Raw genomic sequence first — 14,619 nt, 5'->3', positions numbered from 1 at the left:
CGCCGGTGACTGCCCAGCAGGAGACACCACCCAGCAGTGGCGGACTGTTCCGGACCAAGACGGTCGAACAATCCATCCGCGATACCGAGGAGCCGGAGCACGCGCTCAAGAAGTCCCTCTCCGCGCTGGACCTCACGGTCTTCGGAGTGGGCGTCATCATCGGTACCGGCATCTTCGTACTCACCGGCAAGGTCGCCAAGGAGACCGCGGGCCCCGCCACCGCCCTCGCCTTCGTGGCCGCGGCCATCGTCTGTGCCCTGGCCGCGCTCTGCTACGCCGAGTTCGCCTCCACCGTCCCCGTCGCCGGCTCCGCGTACACCTTCTCGTACGCCTCGCTCGGCGAACTGGTCGCCTGGATCATCGGCTGGGACCTGGTGCTGGAGTTCGCACTCGGCACGGCGGTGGTGGCGGTCGGCTGGTCCGGCTATGTCCGCTCGCTGATGGACAACTTCGGCTGGAACATGCCCGAAGTGCTCTCCGGACCCGATGCGGCGAAAGGATTCGGCTTCGACATCCTGGCCTTCGTCCTGGTGCTCGTCCTGACCGTCGTCCTGGTGCTCGGCATGAAGCTCTCCGCCCGGGTCACCACGATCGTGGTCGCCATCAAGATCGCTGTGGTCCTGATCGTCATCATCGCGGGACTGTTCTTCGTCAAGGCCGCCAACTACTCGCCCTTCATCCCCGAGGCACAGCCGCAGACCTCCGGCTCCGGACTGACAGCGCCGCTGATCCAGCTGATGTTCGGCTACGCGCCCACGAACTTCGGCGTCATGGGCATCTTCACCGCCGCCTCCGTCGTCTTCTTCGCCTTCATCGGCTTCGACGTGGTGGCCACCGCCGCCGAGGAGACGAAGGTTCCGCAACGTGACATGCCACGTGGCATCCTCGCTTCGCTTCTCATCTGCACCGTGCTCTATGTCGCCGTGTCACTGGTCGTCACGGGCATGGAGCACTACAGCAAGCTGTCGGTCGAGGCCCCGCTGGCCGACGCCTTCAAGGCCGTCGGCCATCCCGTCTTCGCCGGATTCATCAGCTTCGGCGCCGCGATCGGCCTCACCACGGTCTGCCTGATCCTGCTGCTCGGGCAGACCCGGGTGTTCTTCGCGATGAGCCGAGACGGGCTGCTCCCGCGGTTCTTCTCCGTGACGCACCCCCGCTTCCGCACCCCGTACCGCCCGACCATCCTGCTCGGCGTGATCATCGCGATCGTCGCGGGCTTCACGAGCATCAACGAACTGGCGACGCTGGTGAACATCGGCACGCTCTTCGCATTCGTCGTCGTAGCCCTGGGCGTCATGGTGCTGCGCCGCACCCGCCCCGATCTGCACCGCGCGTTCCGCACCCCGTGGGTGCCGCTGATCCCGGTCCTCTCGGTGGCCGCCTCGGTCTGGCTGATGCTCAATCTGCCGGCCGAGACCTGGCTTCGGTTCGCCATCTGGATGGCCATCGGCGTGGTCATCTACTTCGCGTACGGGCGCAGGCACAGCCGGATCAATCTGCGCTGACCATCGCACCGGATCCGCGCCCATCGTTGCACCGGAGCGGAGTGCCGGTGGCGAGTCGGTGACGATCGAACGGGGATTCTATGATGGGGCCGCCAGACCTATCGCGTGTCGGCGATGCAGGCGGCCGCGGTGTCGGGGTCGGGGTCGGGGAACCATGGGAAGGATGACCTCACATCATGCGGGTCAGGTCAGGGCGTGCCGCCCGGGGGAGAGCCCCGGTCGCGGCCACCAGTGAACAAGTCGTAAGCGGTCACGAGGCCGAGGCTCCGGTCGGCGGACGGTGGCTCACCCTGGGCAAGGACGGCAGGCTCACCGCCTATGCCCGCCACCGGAACGGACTGCTGCGCTGGACGGAGACCCGCCCAGGGGGACCGCGGTGGACGGGGCCCGATCTCATCGAGGTCCCGGATCTGACACACCTCAGCGTGGCACAGGGCGCCGACAGCTATGTGCACTTCGTGGGCCGCCGGTCGGTGCAGAAGGGCGACGGGCCGCCCGTCGTCGACCTCGTGCATGCCATCCAGTACCAGACGGGGCGCCCCTTCAGCCCCTGGAGGTCCGTCGGCAATCCGTACAAGGAGAAGGAACGGGCGGTGAAGGTGGGGCCGCCGGTGATCGCCATCAGCCCGTCCGGCGCGGCGCACATCTTCGTACGGAACGCGGGCGGCGGCATCACGATGCGGCGTGAGGACAAGAACGGGAAGTGGGTGGGCTGGAAGGACCTGAAGGGCAGCCGGGCCCAGGAATCCATGGTGGTGTCGGCCGCCGGATCGGGCGGCATGGAGCTGTTCGTTCCGGGCAGCGGCCAGGCCATGCGGTGGATCCAGGCCGAGGAGGACGGCCCGTTCGAGCAGGTCCAGAGCATCCCGGTGCAGATAGCCCCCGGCGGGGCCGCCGCCCTGGAGACCGCCCCCGGCCGGCACACCTACTACTGGACCGACCCTTCGGGCAACGGGGTCGTCGCGCACCGTCCCGGAACCTGGGTGATCCCCCTCGGCGGCACCCCGGCCGAGGGCCCGGTCACGGTGCTGCACGCGATGCTGGACGGTTACGACTGCACGGTGCTCGCCCACAGGGATCTCGACGGCCAGGTCATGCTCGCGGCCTGCGGTACGGAGAACGAGGGTGCGGGCCTGTGGTGGTCGCCGACCGGTGAACGGACCGCGGCGACACCGGCCCTGGCGCTCGACGCGCACGGACGTGTGGTGCTCGGCATGATCGGCGCGGACGGCGCCCTGTACATCGCGCGGCAGAACCGCGAGCCCGGCCTCGCCATGGCACCCGCCGAGCGGATCCACTGAGCCGCGCAAACCCGGCAGCAGACAGGGAAGGCCCCTCACCCGCGGGTGAGGGGCCTTCCCTGTCTGCTGCGGCGCCCCGGGGCCCGCAGTCGGCAGGCGTCGTCAGGACTTGCTGCCGCCCCCCGTCGCGGGTGACTTCTTCGCCGACTCGGGGATCTCCTCGTCTGCGCGGACGGCCTTCCACAACTGGGTGGCCTGCGGCTCGGCGGCGACCACCCGGTTCGGGTCCTGGGTGTCGTAGCGCACCGGAAGCATGATCGTCTCCATCGTCTCGGGATCGACGCCGTTCATGGAGCGGGCGAACTCCGCGAGCTTGGTGAGCGAGGCGAGATCGGAGTCGGTGGTCAGCGAACCGGTGGCCGAGTCGGCGATCTTGTACGCCTTGGTGGGGCTGCCCAGCAGGTCCTGCTTCTTGACCTCGCTCAGCAACGCGATCATGAACTGCTGCTGCAGGCCGATCCGGCCCAGGTCGCTGCCGTCACCGATGCCGTGGCGGGTCCGCACGAAGGCGAGCGACTCGGTGCCGTTCAGCAGGTGGGTGCCCGCCTCCAGGTCGAGGCCGCTGGACTTGTCGTGGATCGGCTCGTCGATCTCGACCGTGACGCCGCCTATCGCGTCCACCAGGCCCTTGAACCCGGCGAAGTCGATGTCGAGAAAGTGGTCGATGCGCACCTTCGAGATGGACTCGACGGTCTTCACCACGCAGGCCGGACCCGCGTTGGAGTAGACGGAGTTGAACATCACACGGTTCGCGGACGGGAGGTTGCTGCCGTCCGGCTTCAGGCACTCGGGGCGGGTGACCAGCGTGTCGCGCGGAATGCTGATGGCGGTGGCCCGGCTGCGGCCCTCGGGGATGTGGATCACCATCGCGGTGTCGGAGCGCGCTCCGGCGACATGGCCGCCGGTCAGCTCGCCGTTCTCGCCGGCGCGGGAGTCCGAGCCCAGGATCAGCAGGTTCTGTCCGGAGGTGGGGAGCTTCTCCGGCCGGTCGTCGCCGAGCGCCTTGTGGAGGTCGACTCCGCTGATGTTGGAGTTGAGCCGGTGGTACAGCCACCATCCGGTGCCGCCGGCTATCAGCAGCAGAGCCACCAGGCTCCAGCCGACCACCCGGCGTATCCGCTGTCCGCGGGTGCGTTGCCGTCCGCGTCCCCGGCGGTCACCGGAGTTGCGTCGGCTGTGCGTGGCGGTGGCTTCGCTCATTCTGTTCGATTCCTCTGGGCCCGGACGGTCGGGCGCACCACTGCACGATGCACCGCTGGGGACAAATGGTCTCTGCCGCCGGTGCGTAGACGCTACGGCCGGCGTTCGGCCGTGCGTCGAGGGATCGAACCGTGCCGTGGGGTGCGGCGGTCCGGGCTGCGCACGGGCGCACGGCATGGGAGGGGTCACGATCACGGGGATCGGACAGCCGTCGGAGCACTATAGGCAGGTTTTTGGCCACGGAAGGCAGCCTGGTGCCCTGCCGCAGTGTGGTGATCATCACGTGGTTCAAGTTTGAAGTAACCTTTCCGTGCCGTGAAGATTGTGCAAACAGCGAGCGGGTGCAAGGGTGCGCCGTTTGCTGGCAGTTCACCGGACGTTTCTCTCTTGTCGCCTCTGTCGCTCTTTTCTGCGACTCGTGGACTGATTGCGCCATCTTTTATCTTTCATTTAGGCTGTCCCGGCACTCGATGTGTGCAGTTGGTGAACCGGCTGTGTACTTCTTGTGCCCCCTTCGATCGCGAGCTTCGCGCAGGCCGTCGGGGCTGTGCTGGATGACGTCCACGGCTGAGGGGTTATGGGAAAGCTGTCTCTGAGAGCTGTTCAGAAGCTCACGTGCAAGAAGCGTGATGCCTGGTGGACGGTGCTCCTGGTCGACCCGGTCGCAACCCGGGTGCTGATCCGGATCGCACGCTTCGGATTCATCACTCCCAACGGGGTGACCTGGGGCGCTCTCTTCGTCGGCCTCGGCTCGGCGGGCTTCTTCCTCCGCGGTGACACGCAGTCCCTGATCATCGGTGCGGCCCTCTATCACGTCAGCTTCATCCTCGATTGCATCGATGGGAAGCTGGCTCGCCTCAAGGGCAACGGCACCGTCTTCGGTGGATGGCTGGATTACGTCTTTGATCGCATCCGAGTGCTGTTCTGCGCGCTCGCGCTGATGGGCGGTCAGTACCTCCGCACGGAGAACGCCTGGTACCTGATCGCCGCGCTCGTCGTCGTCTTCCTCGACATGCTCCGGTACGTCGACGCCCTCCAGATCTACAAGATGCGCATGTCGATGCGTACGAAGATCGAGAAGGTCAAGGAGGCGGCCCGGCAGGAGGCCGGGACGGAGCAGGCGGAGACGGCCGCTCCGCAGGAGCCGAAGGTGGTCTTCATGGAGGACCTGCTCCGCGAGAACCCCGGTGTCGAGGCCGAGATCCTCAAGCAGCAGGCCGCCGGCGTCGTGGACCTGCACGCCCAGTTCCGCGACCGCTTCCCGTGGTACACGAAGCTGCGCCAGGCACTGCTGCGCAGCCGCGTGCGGCCACACCTCATCAGCGGCATCGAGTTCCAGATGTTCATCTTCATCGTCGGGCCGCTGATCGGGCAGATCCTCTGGACCACCGCAGTCTCCGCGGTCCTGCTCGGTCTCTTCGAACTCGTGATCATGTACAAGTTCTGGCTCTCCACCCGCGACTTCACCCGGGTCATGGAGGAACTGGCGCCCGCCGCCGCCTCCGGGGGCACCGTCGCGAACCATCTGCGCGCCGGCCGGCACCGCCGCGCCGCCGACCTCGACCAACCCGCCGCCCCCGACCGGATACCTGTGGAGCAGCGCTTCCCTGCCCCCGAACCGTACGAGGACCCGGGCTTCCAGCCGTACCCGGAACCCCGCTACGCCACCGGTCACCTCTACGGGAGCCGGAGCGAAAGCGCCCCCGCAGGACCGTCGGCCCCCGTCCTCCACCCGCTCCGCCCACACACTGATGTGCACTGGGCGGAGGCCGAAGGGCCCCTGCGATGAGCACTCCGGTCGACCCCCAGCAGTACCAGGTCTCCCTCGTCATCGGGGCGTTCAACGCGAGTGCCACCCTGGGCCGCGCCCTGGAGTCGGCGCTGCGCCAGACCCATCCGCGGGTCGAGGTGATCGTCGTGGACGACGCCTCCACGGACGGCACGCTTGGCGTCGCCCGGGAGTACGCCGCCCGTGACCCCCGGGTCCGCATCGTCGAACGCGGACACAACAGCGGCGGCGTCGGCGCGCCCCGCAACAACGGCATAGCGGTGGCCACCGGCCAGTTCCTGATGTTCCTCGACGCCGACGACGAACTGCCGCACAAGGCCTGCGAAGCACTCCTGGAGTCGGCGCTCGCCACCGGGGCCGACATCACCGCGGGCCGCGCCCTGCGGGTGAACCTCGCCAAGGACGAGATCACGATCTGGCAGCCGCAGCTGTACGGCACCGATCGCACCGTCGTGGGCGGCCTGCGCGCCATGCCCGAACTCTTCGAGGACCCGATCGCCGCAGCCAAGCTCTACCGGCTCGACTTCCTCCTGAACAACGGCATCCGCTTCCCCGAAGAGGTCTTCTTCGAGGACACCTACTTCTCCACCGTGGCCTGGTACTGCGCACGGTCCGTCACTCTGATCGCCACCCCCGTCTACCGGTGGATCTGGGAACGGGAGACCGACGCCCCCTCCATCACCAACCGCCGCGGTGAACTGCGCAGCATCCGCGACCGGGTGCTGGTGCACCAGTACGCCGACGCCTTCCTGGTCCACAACGGTGCCGAGGACCTGCTGGCGCACAAGGCGGCGAAGTTCCTCTCGCACGATCTGCGGCTGTACACCCCGGAACTGCGCGCGGGCGACGAGGCGTTCCGCAAGGGCTTCGCGGACTTCGTCGCGCCGTATCTGCGCACTCTGCCGCCCGACGTCTACGACCTGTGCGGACCGCTGGAGCGGGTCCGCGCCTTCAGCCTGCTGCACGGCCGAGTCGATCTGGCACTCACCGTCTCGGACTACACCCAGCGACGCAGCGTGCTCAGTTCCGACCTGGTGGAGCGCGACGGCAAGGTCTACTGGTCGGCGGCGCTGCTGGGCCGGCCGCACGCCGAGCGCTTCCTCGACGTCACCGACCTCGATCTGAGCGGCAACAGCCTCTCCGACTCCCGGCTGTTCAACCAGGCCACCCGGGCGGAGATACACGACGGCACGCTCCACGTCAGCGGCTACATCCGCAACCAGTTCGGCCGGGTCGGCCCCAAGGACAAACCGGAACTCACCGCTGTACTGCGCCGCCGCAGCACGAAGGCCGACCACACCTTCGACGTCACCGGCATAGACGTCGACGACGAGTTCATCCGCTATCACACCGCCGTCGACCTCGCCGCGACCCTGGGCGAGGCGGGCCGGGCCGGCAACTGGAACCTCTTCGTACAGATCCGGCACGGCGGGGAGCGGGCCACCACCACCGTCTGCGTGACCGGACTCGACATCGAGGGCGAGCGCTACCGCGGCTCCGACGCGACGTACGAGATCTACGAGACGGTCAGCGGCAACCTGGCCCTGCGCCCCGAGACGGCCGAGCAGCAGACGACCGACCGGCCGCGCGGCACCCCCTGGCTGTGGTGGCAGGACAAGCCCGCCGCCGATGCTGTGATCCGGCGGCCCGACACGTACGCGGCCGCGCTCGTGGTGCACTGCCGCAACGACGAGTACAACCTCTACGAGTTCCTCAGCTCGCTCCTCGCCCAGCGCGAGTTCGCGACGACGCAGGTGATCCTCGTCGACGACGGCTCCACGGACGCGACCGCCGCACAGCTCGCCGACTTCGCCGCGTTCCACGCCAATACCGAGGTGATCAGCCAGATCGGGCTGGGAGCACGCTCCAGTTTCGACAACGGCCTGCGGTACGTGAAGGCGCCGTACGTGGCCTTCGCCCGCGCCCAGGACATCCTGGGCGAGAACTCCATAGGGCGCCTGGTCGCCGCCGCCCGCCGGGCCAAGGCCGATGTGGTGGTCGGGGACCAGGACAACTTCCCCGGACCGCGCAGATTCGCTGACGAACCGTGGAAGCGCTACTTCGAGAAGGACGCCCCCCGGGCGGGGCGGCTCGACGACGCCCCGTATGTGATCTTCTCCACCGAGCTGGGCGGCAAGCTGTTCAAGACCGCGCTGCTGCGCAGGCACGGGCTGCGCAGCGGTCACGGCCCCGGCTTCGAGGGCGCCTGGCTCACCGTGCCGGCGCTGCTGCACGCCCGTAACGTGGTCACCGCACCGACAGCCACCTCCTTCGAACGCGACCCCGAGCGCCGGGACTCGATGTTCGACCTGGCCTGGAACGACCCGGTCAAGACCCAGGAACTGATCAGGCTCTGCCATCACATCGTCCGGATGACGGAACGCCTGAACGCGCGGGCCGCACGCCTCGCGCTGCGCTTCGTGGTCCGTACCATGCAGCCGCATCTGCGCAATATCCACCGGATCATGAGCCGCGCCGAGATCGCCGGGATCTTCCCCGCCCTCGTCGCCATCTACCGGCCGGTCCCCGACGGACTGATCCTTCAGTACGCGGCCGTGCCGATGGCCAGGCTCCAGCACCACGCGGTGCGGACCGGCAACTACGAGCTGTTCTGCGACCCGTATGCCAAACCCGCCTACCGGGACGAGCTGCTCATCGACGACGCGGGCATGCACCGGCGTCTGGAGGAGGACCGCACCGAGACCACGCTGTTGCGCGTCGACCGCCAGAAGGCCGTCCTGGAGACCTTTGTCGTCGACGGCGAACATCTCAGGTTCGAGGGCCTGCTGGTCTTCTCGGGCGTCGACATCAGCCGGCCGTTCAGCAACCGCATCGAACTCGTGCTGAGCGACGGTGTCGAAGAGGCCGCTCTCACCGTCGAGCAGGTCTACCGGCGCGACCGCTGGCGGGCACGCAAGCAGCAGGACTGGTACGCGGGCTGGCGTGCCGTCGCCCGGCCCGGCGACCTGACCCGCCTCTCCAACCGCGACCTGACTCTGCGGATGCGCGTCCACGATGGTGAGCGCCGGCAGGACATGCCGGTCGAGGCCCGCCAGATGCTGCACCGTTTCAAGGGCGTGCAGCGCTCGGGCCGCGCCCGGGTGCGGATGACCATCGCCGACAACGAGACGGTGACCCTGCGCCGGGTCACCGGCCCACTGCGCAAGGCGCGGTACACCCTGGGCCGTTTCCGCGAGGAGTTGCGGAACGCGCTGCCCGGCCGCTCCGGCTGGCGCACCCGGCTGCTCTACTGGCTGATGTATCCGAAGCTGCACGGCAAGGACATCTGGATCATCGGTGAGCGCGAGGACACCGCGCAGGACAACTCGTACCACCTGTTCAAGTGGATCAGGGAGAACGAACCCAGGCGCAAGGTGTACTACGCGATCAACGGCGACGCCGCGGACCGTGAGAAGATCGACCACCTGGGACAGGTCATCGACCGGCTCTCCTGGAAGTACCGCGCCCACCTGCTGCACGCCACCCGGCTCATCAACGCCTACGACCTGGAGGCCTACCTAGGTTTCCCCGGTCTGTCCAAGCGGGCCTTCCTGCGCGGTTACGGCGATCTGCTGCGCTACAAGCGGGTGTTCCTGCAGCACGGAGTCGTCTACAACGATGTCGTCGGCTCCATCCACGCCCAGGTCACCAACGTCGACATGGTCCTCACCACCGGCCGCAGCGAACGCGCCTACTACGCGGAGCACTGCGGCTACGGCTACGACCGGGTGGCCGCCACCGGCCTGCCGCGCTACGACGCGCTCAAGCCGGTGCCGGGGCCGCGCAAGATCCTGGTCATGCCGACCTGGCGACGCGACATCGTGGCCCCCTCCTACAACAAGGCGGCCAAGCCCGAGATCCCCTTCGCGGCCTCCGAGTACTACCGGTTCTTCTCCGCACTGCTGCGCGACGAGCGGCTGCTGAAGGCGCTGCAGTACTACGACGTCGAGCTGGAGTTCATGCCGCACTACGAGATCAGGCCGTATCTGAAGCACTTCAGGATCGACCACCCTTCCATCACGGTCTCCTCGACCGGACGGGACGTACAGCTGGCGATGCGCGAATGCTCGATGCTCGTCACCGACTACTCGTCGGTGTTCTTCGACGTCGCGTACATGGGCAAGCCGATCGTCTACACCAACTTCGACGACGAGGCGTTCTACAGCAAGCACTACAAGCGCGGCTACTTCGACCTGGCCCGCGACGGCTTCGGCCCGGCGTGCGGCCGCGTCGACCAGGCGGTGGACGAGATCGTCGCCTCCCTCACCCGCGGCTTCGAGGTCGAGCCCGAATACCGCCGCCGCGCCGAGGAGTTCTTCGTGCTGCGCGACACGAACAACTGCGAGCGGGCCTTCGACGTGATCGATTCGATGGACGCCACCGCCGGTGGCGACCCGGGCCGGATGTCGGCCCCGCTCGTCATGGGACGGCCCGAGGAGCACCAGGGCGAGAGGGCGTGACGACATGCAGCATCTGAGGGTCTTCCTGGCCGGCGACTCCAGCGTGACCAGCCGTCCGCGGAGCATGGCGCCGATGACCGGCTGGGGCCAAGTGCTCCAGATCTTCATCCGGAACGCCGAGGTCGTGAACGCGGCCCGCGCCGGAGCCAGTTCGCGCAGCTTCGTGGAGCGCGGCCGGCTCGACTGGATCCTGCGGAACATCGCCCCGGGCGACCTGCTGCTCGTCTCGTTCGGCCTGATCGACATGAAGTCCGGCGACGGCCGCTTCACGGAGCCCTTCGGCGACTACCAGTGGTACCTGCGCAAGTATGTGCTGGGCGCGCGGGCGCGGGGGGCGCATCCGGTGCTGGTGACCAGCCAGGAGAGCGGGTCCTTCGACGGCCACGGCAACCTGCGCAGGCCGCTCGGGCTCTACCCGATGGCTGTGCGTGAGCTCGCTGTACGCCTTGCCGTGCCGCTCGTCGATCTGAACGAGTGGACCGTCAACTGGTGGCGGCAGGCCGGTCCGGCAGCGGCCAAGGGGCTCTTCCTGCACCTGGAACCGGGCGAGGACGCGAACTTCCCCGACGGCATCGCCGACAACACCCATATGCGTGGGCGCGGAGCTCTGGAGTGCGCCCGGTTCGTGGCCGGTGAGATGTGCGCCCAGGGACTGCTGACTCCGGACTTCTTCCGCAACCTGGAAGCGAACGTTCCGGAGGCCGCCGTGGAGTATCCCGACGATCACGTCCACGACCAGATGATGAATTCCCGGACAGGCGGCCGTGCCGCGTCCGCACAGATGAGTGAGGCGTTGCTGTGAACGACTGGTATCCACTCGTCCGCGCCACGGTGACGCATCCGCGGATGCCGCAGGTCGGCGGCACTCTCGAACTCTTTGCCGATGTCGACCCGGCGCTGCCCGTCACCCCGGGCCAGGAGATCGGGCTCGGCCTGTCGCTGACGCCGGTCGGCGGCGCCTACCGGACCTACGGCTATCTGCTCGACGACCTGCTCGGCGACATCGCGAAGATGCCCCGCCACCCCGGCATGAGCCACCTGGAGAACGGGCGGTACGCCACCTACGCGAGCGGAACCGATCCGCGCGTGGTGAACTGCCTGGTCCGGGTGAACGACGACGCCCCGGAAGGGGCCGTGCTGCTGCCCCGGGTGAGCGTCGGTCTGATGCTCGGCCAGGGGGACAAACTGGTTTCCTCGGCCACCCTCTCCGACACCGGATTCCGGGTCCGCCGCCAGCTGCTGGCCGGTCAGAGCATGGTGCTGCGCCAGGGAGGCCGTGCGGTCCTGCCGGCCGGTCAGACCCCGGTTGCCGGTCTGCGTTTCGTCGGGGTGGGGATCGCCCGGCACGGCGTGCTCACCTGTGGCGCCGATGGCAGCGTGGTGTACGAAGCGGACCCGGCACACGTGGGCTACGACTCGTTCGAGCTCTGTTACGAGGACAGCCGGGGGCATCGGACCTGGTCCGAGGTGACCGTGCACACCGGAGACTTCGGGTCATCGCCCGGGGCGGTTTCCACACACGGCTGAGAACGGCCGTCTCGCGGAACTCCGGAATGGGCAGAACGTCGAATCCGTGCTGCTCCGGATATCCGCCGACGGAAATTCCCCGGCCCGGATCGATCCCTCATTCGAGGGTGATGCTCCCGGCCGCTGCCGAGAACAGGGAACCCCCGGTGCTCAGCGAGATGCAGACCTCGTACACCCCCGGTGCCGCCCGCTGAAGGTCGACACCGTTGTAGCCGGATGTGGCGAAGTAGGCGAAGTCATAATTACTGAAATCGCCGCGCCGGATGTGCTTGCGGATCGCGCCCGTCTTGCGGGACATGCCGAGCCGGAAAGAATGAGTTGAATCGTTGCCGCGCAGGACCAGGTAGTACTGGCCGTGCCCGCGGTCGCCGGCTTCGACGCCGTTCACGAAGAAGACTCCCTCCACATGGAGAGTCCGGTCCTTGAGCCAGGTCGATTCCAGGGAGAAAGCCGTCTCCGTGGAGAACTGCCCGATAATGGGGCGCCGGATGAGACGTACTCGTTTACCGTCCCCGATCAGCACGGCTTCGTTCCCGCCGGTGGGCCGCCGTATGTCGAAGGGGCGCCGGGTGACCAGAGGCGTACGCCGGTCTATTCCTTCCGCCGGACTGGTCACCCGGACGGACAAGTCGTACGCGCCGACCGGGATGCCCTTCATGGAAATGCCGGATGCCGCCTCGGGCTCGAACCCGCCGTTGGGGTAGTCGCAGGAGAAACGGTCGAAATACTGGCTGTAGAGATACTTCGCCTCCGTCGTCGCCAGCGGAATTTCCAGACGACGCCCGCTCCCTTCCAGGACAAGGCTCTTCGTCGTCAGGTCATGGGAGTAAGGAGATTCTCCGGGGATGAACGCATGCCCGGACAGCAGGATGTTCGCGCCACGGATGTCCTGCTTCTTCAGGACCGCGATCAGCCCGTCCGACTGGCGTAGCCCATTGAGGTAGAACTGTCGCTCTACCTCGTTGACCTGCCGGTTTCCGTTCTCCACGAAGCCGATGTGCGGGTCGGCGCCCTCGGTGAGCGCGGACAGGATGCCGGCGATGAGCGGCATGTTGTATCCGGACACCTCGCCGTGCTGCCGGACCATGGGGGAGTCGGTGCGAATGAAGTTGAAGTTCTCGCACGCCCAGAAGAGCTGGAGATGCGGATTGATTTCCGTCTCGTACTGCTCGTCCGCCTCGGAGGTGAACAGGTAGATGTTGTGACCTTGCCCGCCGCGGGCCTTCAGCATGTCGGGAATGGCACTGTCGAGCATGTCGACGTGCTGCTGCGGCATCATTTCGCCGAGCATGTACCGGCCGGTCACGGGCCGGTCGTACACATAGCTTCCGATCAGGAACTGCGGAACCACGGTGACGATATTGCGGTATCCGTACCTGAGACCGTAGTAAAGAGCCGCACTTCCGCCCTTCGATACACCGAGAAGACTCACCTGATCCCGGCCGAGACCGAGTCGGGCGAGTGTGCTCTCGATGAGTCCGGAGACCGCCGACTCGATGCCGAAGTCCATGTCCCGGCACATGTAGTAGCTGTAGTTGCCGTCGAAATCATCCCGAATCCAGAGGATATTGGCATGCAGATCCATCAGCGATTTACCGGCGAAGTGATAGCCGTTGGGGGCGCCGAGACCGGAGAAGACCACGATCAAATGACGTGCGTCACCGTCCGCCGGGCGGAACCGGTACTCCACAGGGAACGCACCCGAGGTATCGGTCTCGGTCACCACTTTCCGTCGGTCGATTGCCGCAAGATTCGGCACGAGAGGAGGGAGCGCTGTGGTCATCGAGTTACTCTTGCCTGCTCTGCTGTGATTCCGGACACGGCTTCCCGCGGAAGTGCGTTTGAGTGTATCCGTCCACCACTGTGTCAGTCGACCCCGATTTCAAGGCGGCCGCACTGCTCGGACGATGCGCCGGTTGATAACATCCGCACCGTCATAAGGCGGATTTCTCACGGTGAATTCCCGCGCACACGCACGGCCCCGGCCCCAGGGTCATTGCATGATCGAGATCTGTCTGGGTTCGTCACGTGAGACCGAGGGCTCGTAGGGGCCGGTGGTAGTCGCGGCCGGTGTGGCGGAGGGCGGCGGCGATGTTGGTCTGGCCGTCCTGGCGGAAGACGCTGATGGCGAGGTTGCGCAGGGAGGCCATGGCGCGGGGCAGGGTGCCGGTGCGGACCTTGGAGTCGTCCTCGCGGAACGTGCGGTCCCGCACGTGGTGCAGGAGGTTCTCGATACCCCAGTGGCCTCTGATCCAGGTGGCGAGCTCGGTGCAGGTGGCGTCGAAGACGCTCAGGCTGGTGATCAGGTAGACGCGCTCGATGGTCAGCTTCCCGGTGCTCAAGTCGCGTCGCCACCGTACGACTTGGATCGTCTGGCGGGCGCCGGGGTAGTCGAGGTGGCTGAACGCGGCGACCTTGAGCCGGCGGATCTCGTCGCGGTGGTGGGCGTGGTCGCGAGTGCGGTGCCCGAGCGGGATGTCCCGCCAGGGCAGCTTCCTGACCTGGGCATACAGGCCCGGATGGTTCTTCTTCACGACGGCCACGTAGTGCGCGCCGCGACTGGTCAGATAGGTCCCGTGGTCGTGCTGGGTGTGCAGGGCGTCGGCGGTCACCACCGTGTTCTCCAGCTCGAGACCGTCCAGCAACGGCGCGAAGGAGGGGATCTCGTTGCTCTTGGAAGCGACCTGCCGCTGGGCCAGGACCACGCCGTGGTGGTCCATCGCCGCCAGCAGCTGGATCGCCGCGGCCGTTGCGGTTCGCGATCCGCGGACCACCTTGCCGTCGACCGCGATCACCCGTCGCACCGGCCTTTTCTCCGCCTCCGGCTCGACCGGGGG

At 67.3% G+C, this 14,619-nt stretch carries 9 protein-coding genes; 6 read left to right on the top strand and 3 right to left on the bottom strand.

Features of this window, described 5'->3' with window-relative positions:
• The first annotated feature begins 44 nt into the window (after positions 1 to 44).
• Positions 45 to 1,505 carry an amino acid permease gene (locus tag ACGFU7_RS26915; RefSeq protein ID WP_393699159.1) on the top strand — a complete coding sequence of 487 codons (1,461 nt, stop codon included), beginning with the start codon at positions 45 to 47 and terminating at the stop codon, positions 1,503 to 1,505.
• 176 nt (positions 1,506 to 1,681) lie between these two features.
• On the top strand, positions 1,682 to 2,806 hold the full coding sequence (locus ACGFU7_RS26910) for a hypothetical protein (protein ID WP_393698947.1): 1,125 nt from the start codon (positions 1,682 to 1,684) through the stop codon (positions 2,804 to 2,806).
• Between the two features lie 102 nt (positions 2,807 to 2,908).
• On the opposite strand, the gene ACGFU7_RS26905 is transcribed toward ACGFU7_RS26910, so the two are convergent.
• Positions 2,909 to 4,006 (bottom strand): LCP family protein, encoded by a 1,098-nt coding sequence (locus tag ACGFU7_RS26905; RefSeq protein WP_393698945.1) that lies wholly within the window; start codon positions 4,004 to 4,006, stop codon positions 2,909 to 2,911.
• Positions 4,007 to 4,583: 577 nt separating this feature from the next.
• Between ACGFU7_RS26905 and ACGFU7_RS26900 the strand changes: the two genes are divergently transcribed.
• The 4 genes from ACGFU7_RS26900 to ACGFU7_RS26885 are packed head-to-tail and all read left to right on the top strand — an operon-like array spanning position 4,584 to position 11,782.
• Positions 4,584 to 5,795: a CDP-alcohol phosphatidyltransferase family protein gene (locus tag ACGFU7_RS26900; protein ID WP_393698943.1), complete on the top strand. Its 1,212-nt coding sequence runs from the start codon at positions 4,584 to 4,586 to the stop codon at positions 5,793 to 5,795.
• The gene (locus tag ACGFU7_RS26895; RefSeq protein ID WP_393698941.1) at positions 5,792 to 10,255 is read left to right on the top strand and encodes a glycosyltransferase; all 4,464 of its coding nucleotides are present in this window, start codon (positions 5,792 to 5,794) and stop codon (positions 10,253 to 10,255) included. Before ACGFU7_RS26900 ends, ACGFU7_RS26895 begins: the two co-directional genes overlap by 4 nt.
• Positions 10,256 to 10,259: 4 nt before the next feature.
• The gene (locus tag ACGFU7_RS26890) at positions 10,260 to 11,057 is read left to right on the top strand and encodes a rhamnogalacturonan acetylesterase (protein ID WP_393698939.1); all 798 of its coding nucleotides are present in this window, start codon (positions 10,260 to 10,262) and stop codon (positions 11,055 to 11,057) included.
• The gene (locus tag ACGFU7_RS26885) at positions 11,054 to 11,782 is read left to right on the top strand and encodes a hypothetical protein (RefSeq protein ID WP_393698937.1); all 729 of its coding nucleotides are present in this window, start codon (positions 11,054 to 11,056) and stop codon (positions 11,780 to 11,782) included. Before ACGFU7_RS26890 ends, ACGFU7_RS26885 begins: the two co-directional genes overlap by 4 nt.
• A 97-nt stretch (positions 11,783 to 11,879) precedes the next feature.
• Here ACGFU7_RS26885 and ACGFU7_RS26880 read toward each other — a convergent pair whose 3' ends face one another.
• A complete protein-coding gene (locus ACGFU7_RS26880; RefSeq protein ID WP_393698935.1) occupies positions 11,880 to 13,505 on the bottom strand; it encodes a hypothetical protein in 1,626 nt (541 codons plus the stop codon).
• A 301-nt stretch (positions 13,506 to 13,806) separates the two neighbouring features.
• Positions 13,807 to 14,619, bottom strand: an 813-nt coding sequence (locus tag ACGFU7_RS26875) for an ISAs1 family transposase (protein WP_393698933.1), incomplete at its 5' end; no start/stop codon positions are given.

The sequence above is a fragment of the Streptomyces sp. NPDC048473 genome, from assembly GCF_043200155.1.
Lineage (GTDB): Bacteria > Actinomycetota > Actinomycetes > Streptomycetales > Streptomycetaceae > Streptomyces.
Note: the sequence above shows the minus strand (reverse complement) of the source record. Positions and strands in the feature narration are given on the sequence as shown.

Excerpts from the sequence above, each read along its gene's own strand:
- ACGFU7_RS26910 (WP_393698947.1), top strand. The coding sequence starts at position 1,682 with ATGCGGGTCAGGTCAGGGCGTGCCGCCCGGGGGAGAGCCCCGGTCGCG.
- ACGFU7_RS26905 (WP_393698945.1), bottom strand. The coding sequence starts at position 4,006 with ATGAGCGAAGCCACCGCCACGCACAGCCGACGCAACTCCGGTGACCGC.
- ACGFU7_RS26900 (WP_393698943.1), top strand. The coding sequence starts at position 4,584 with ATGGGAAAGCTGTCTCTGAGAGCTGTTCAGAAGCTCACGTGCAAGAAG.
- ACGFU7_RS26895 (WP_393698941.1), top strand. The coding sequence starts at position 5,792 with ATGAGCACTCCGGTCGACCCCCAGCAGTACCAGGTCTCCCTCGTCATC.
- ACGFU7_RS26890 (WP_393698939.1), top strand. The coding sequence starts at position 10,260 with ATGCAGCATCTGAGGGTCTTCCTGGCCGGCGACTCCAGCGTGACCAGC.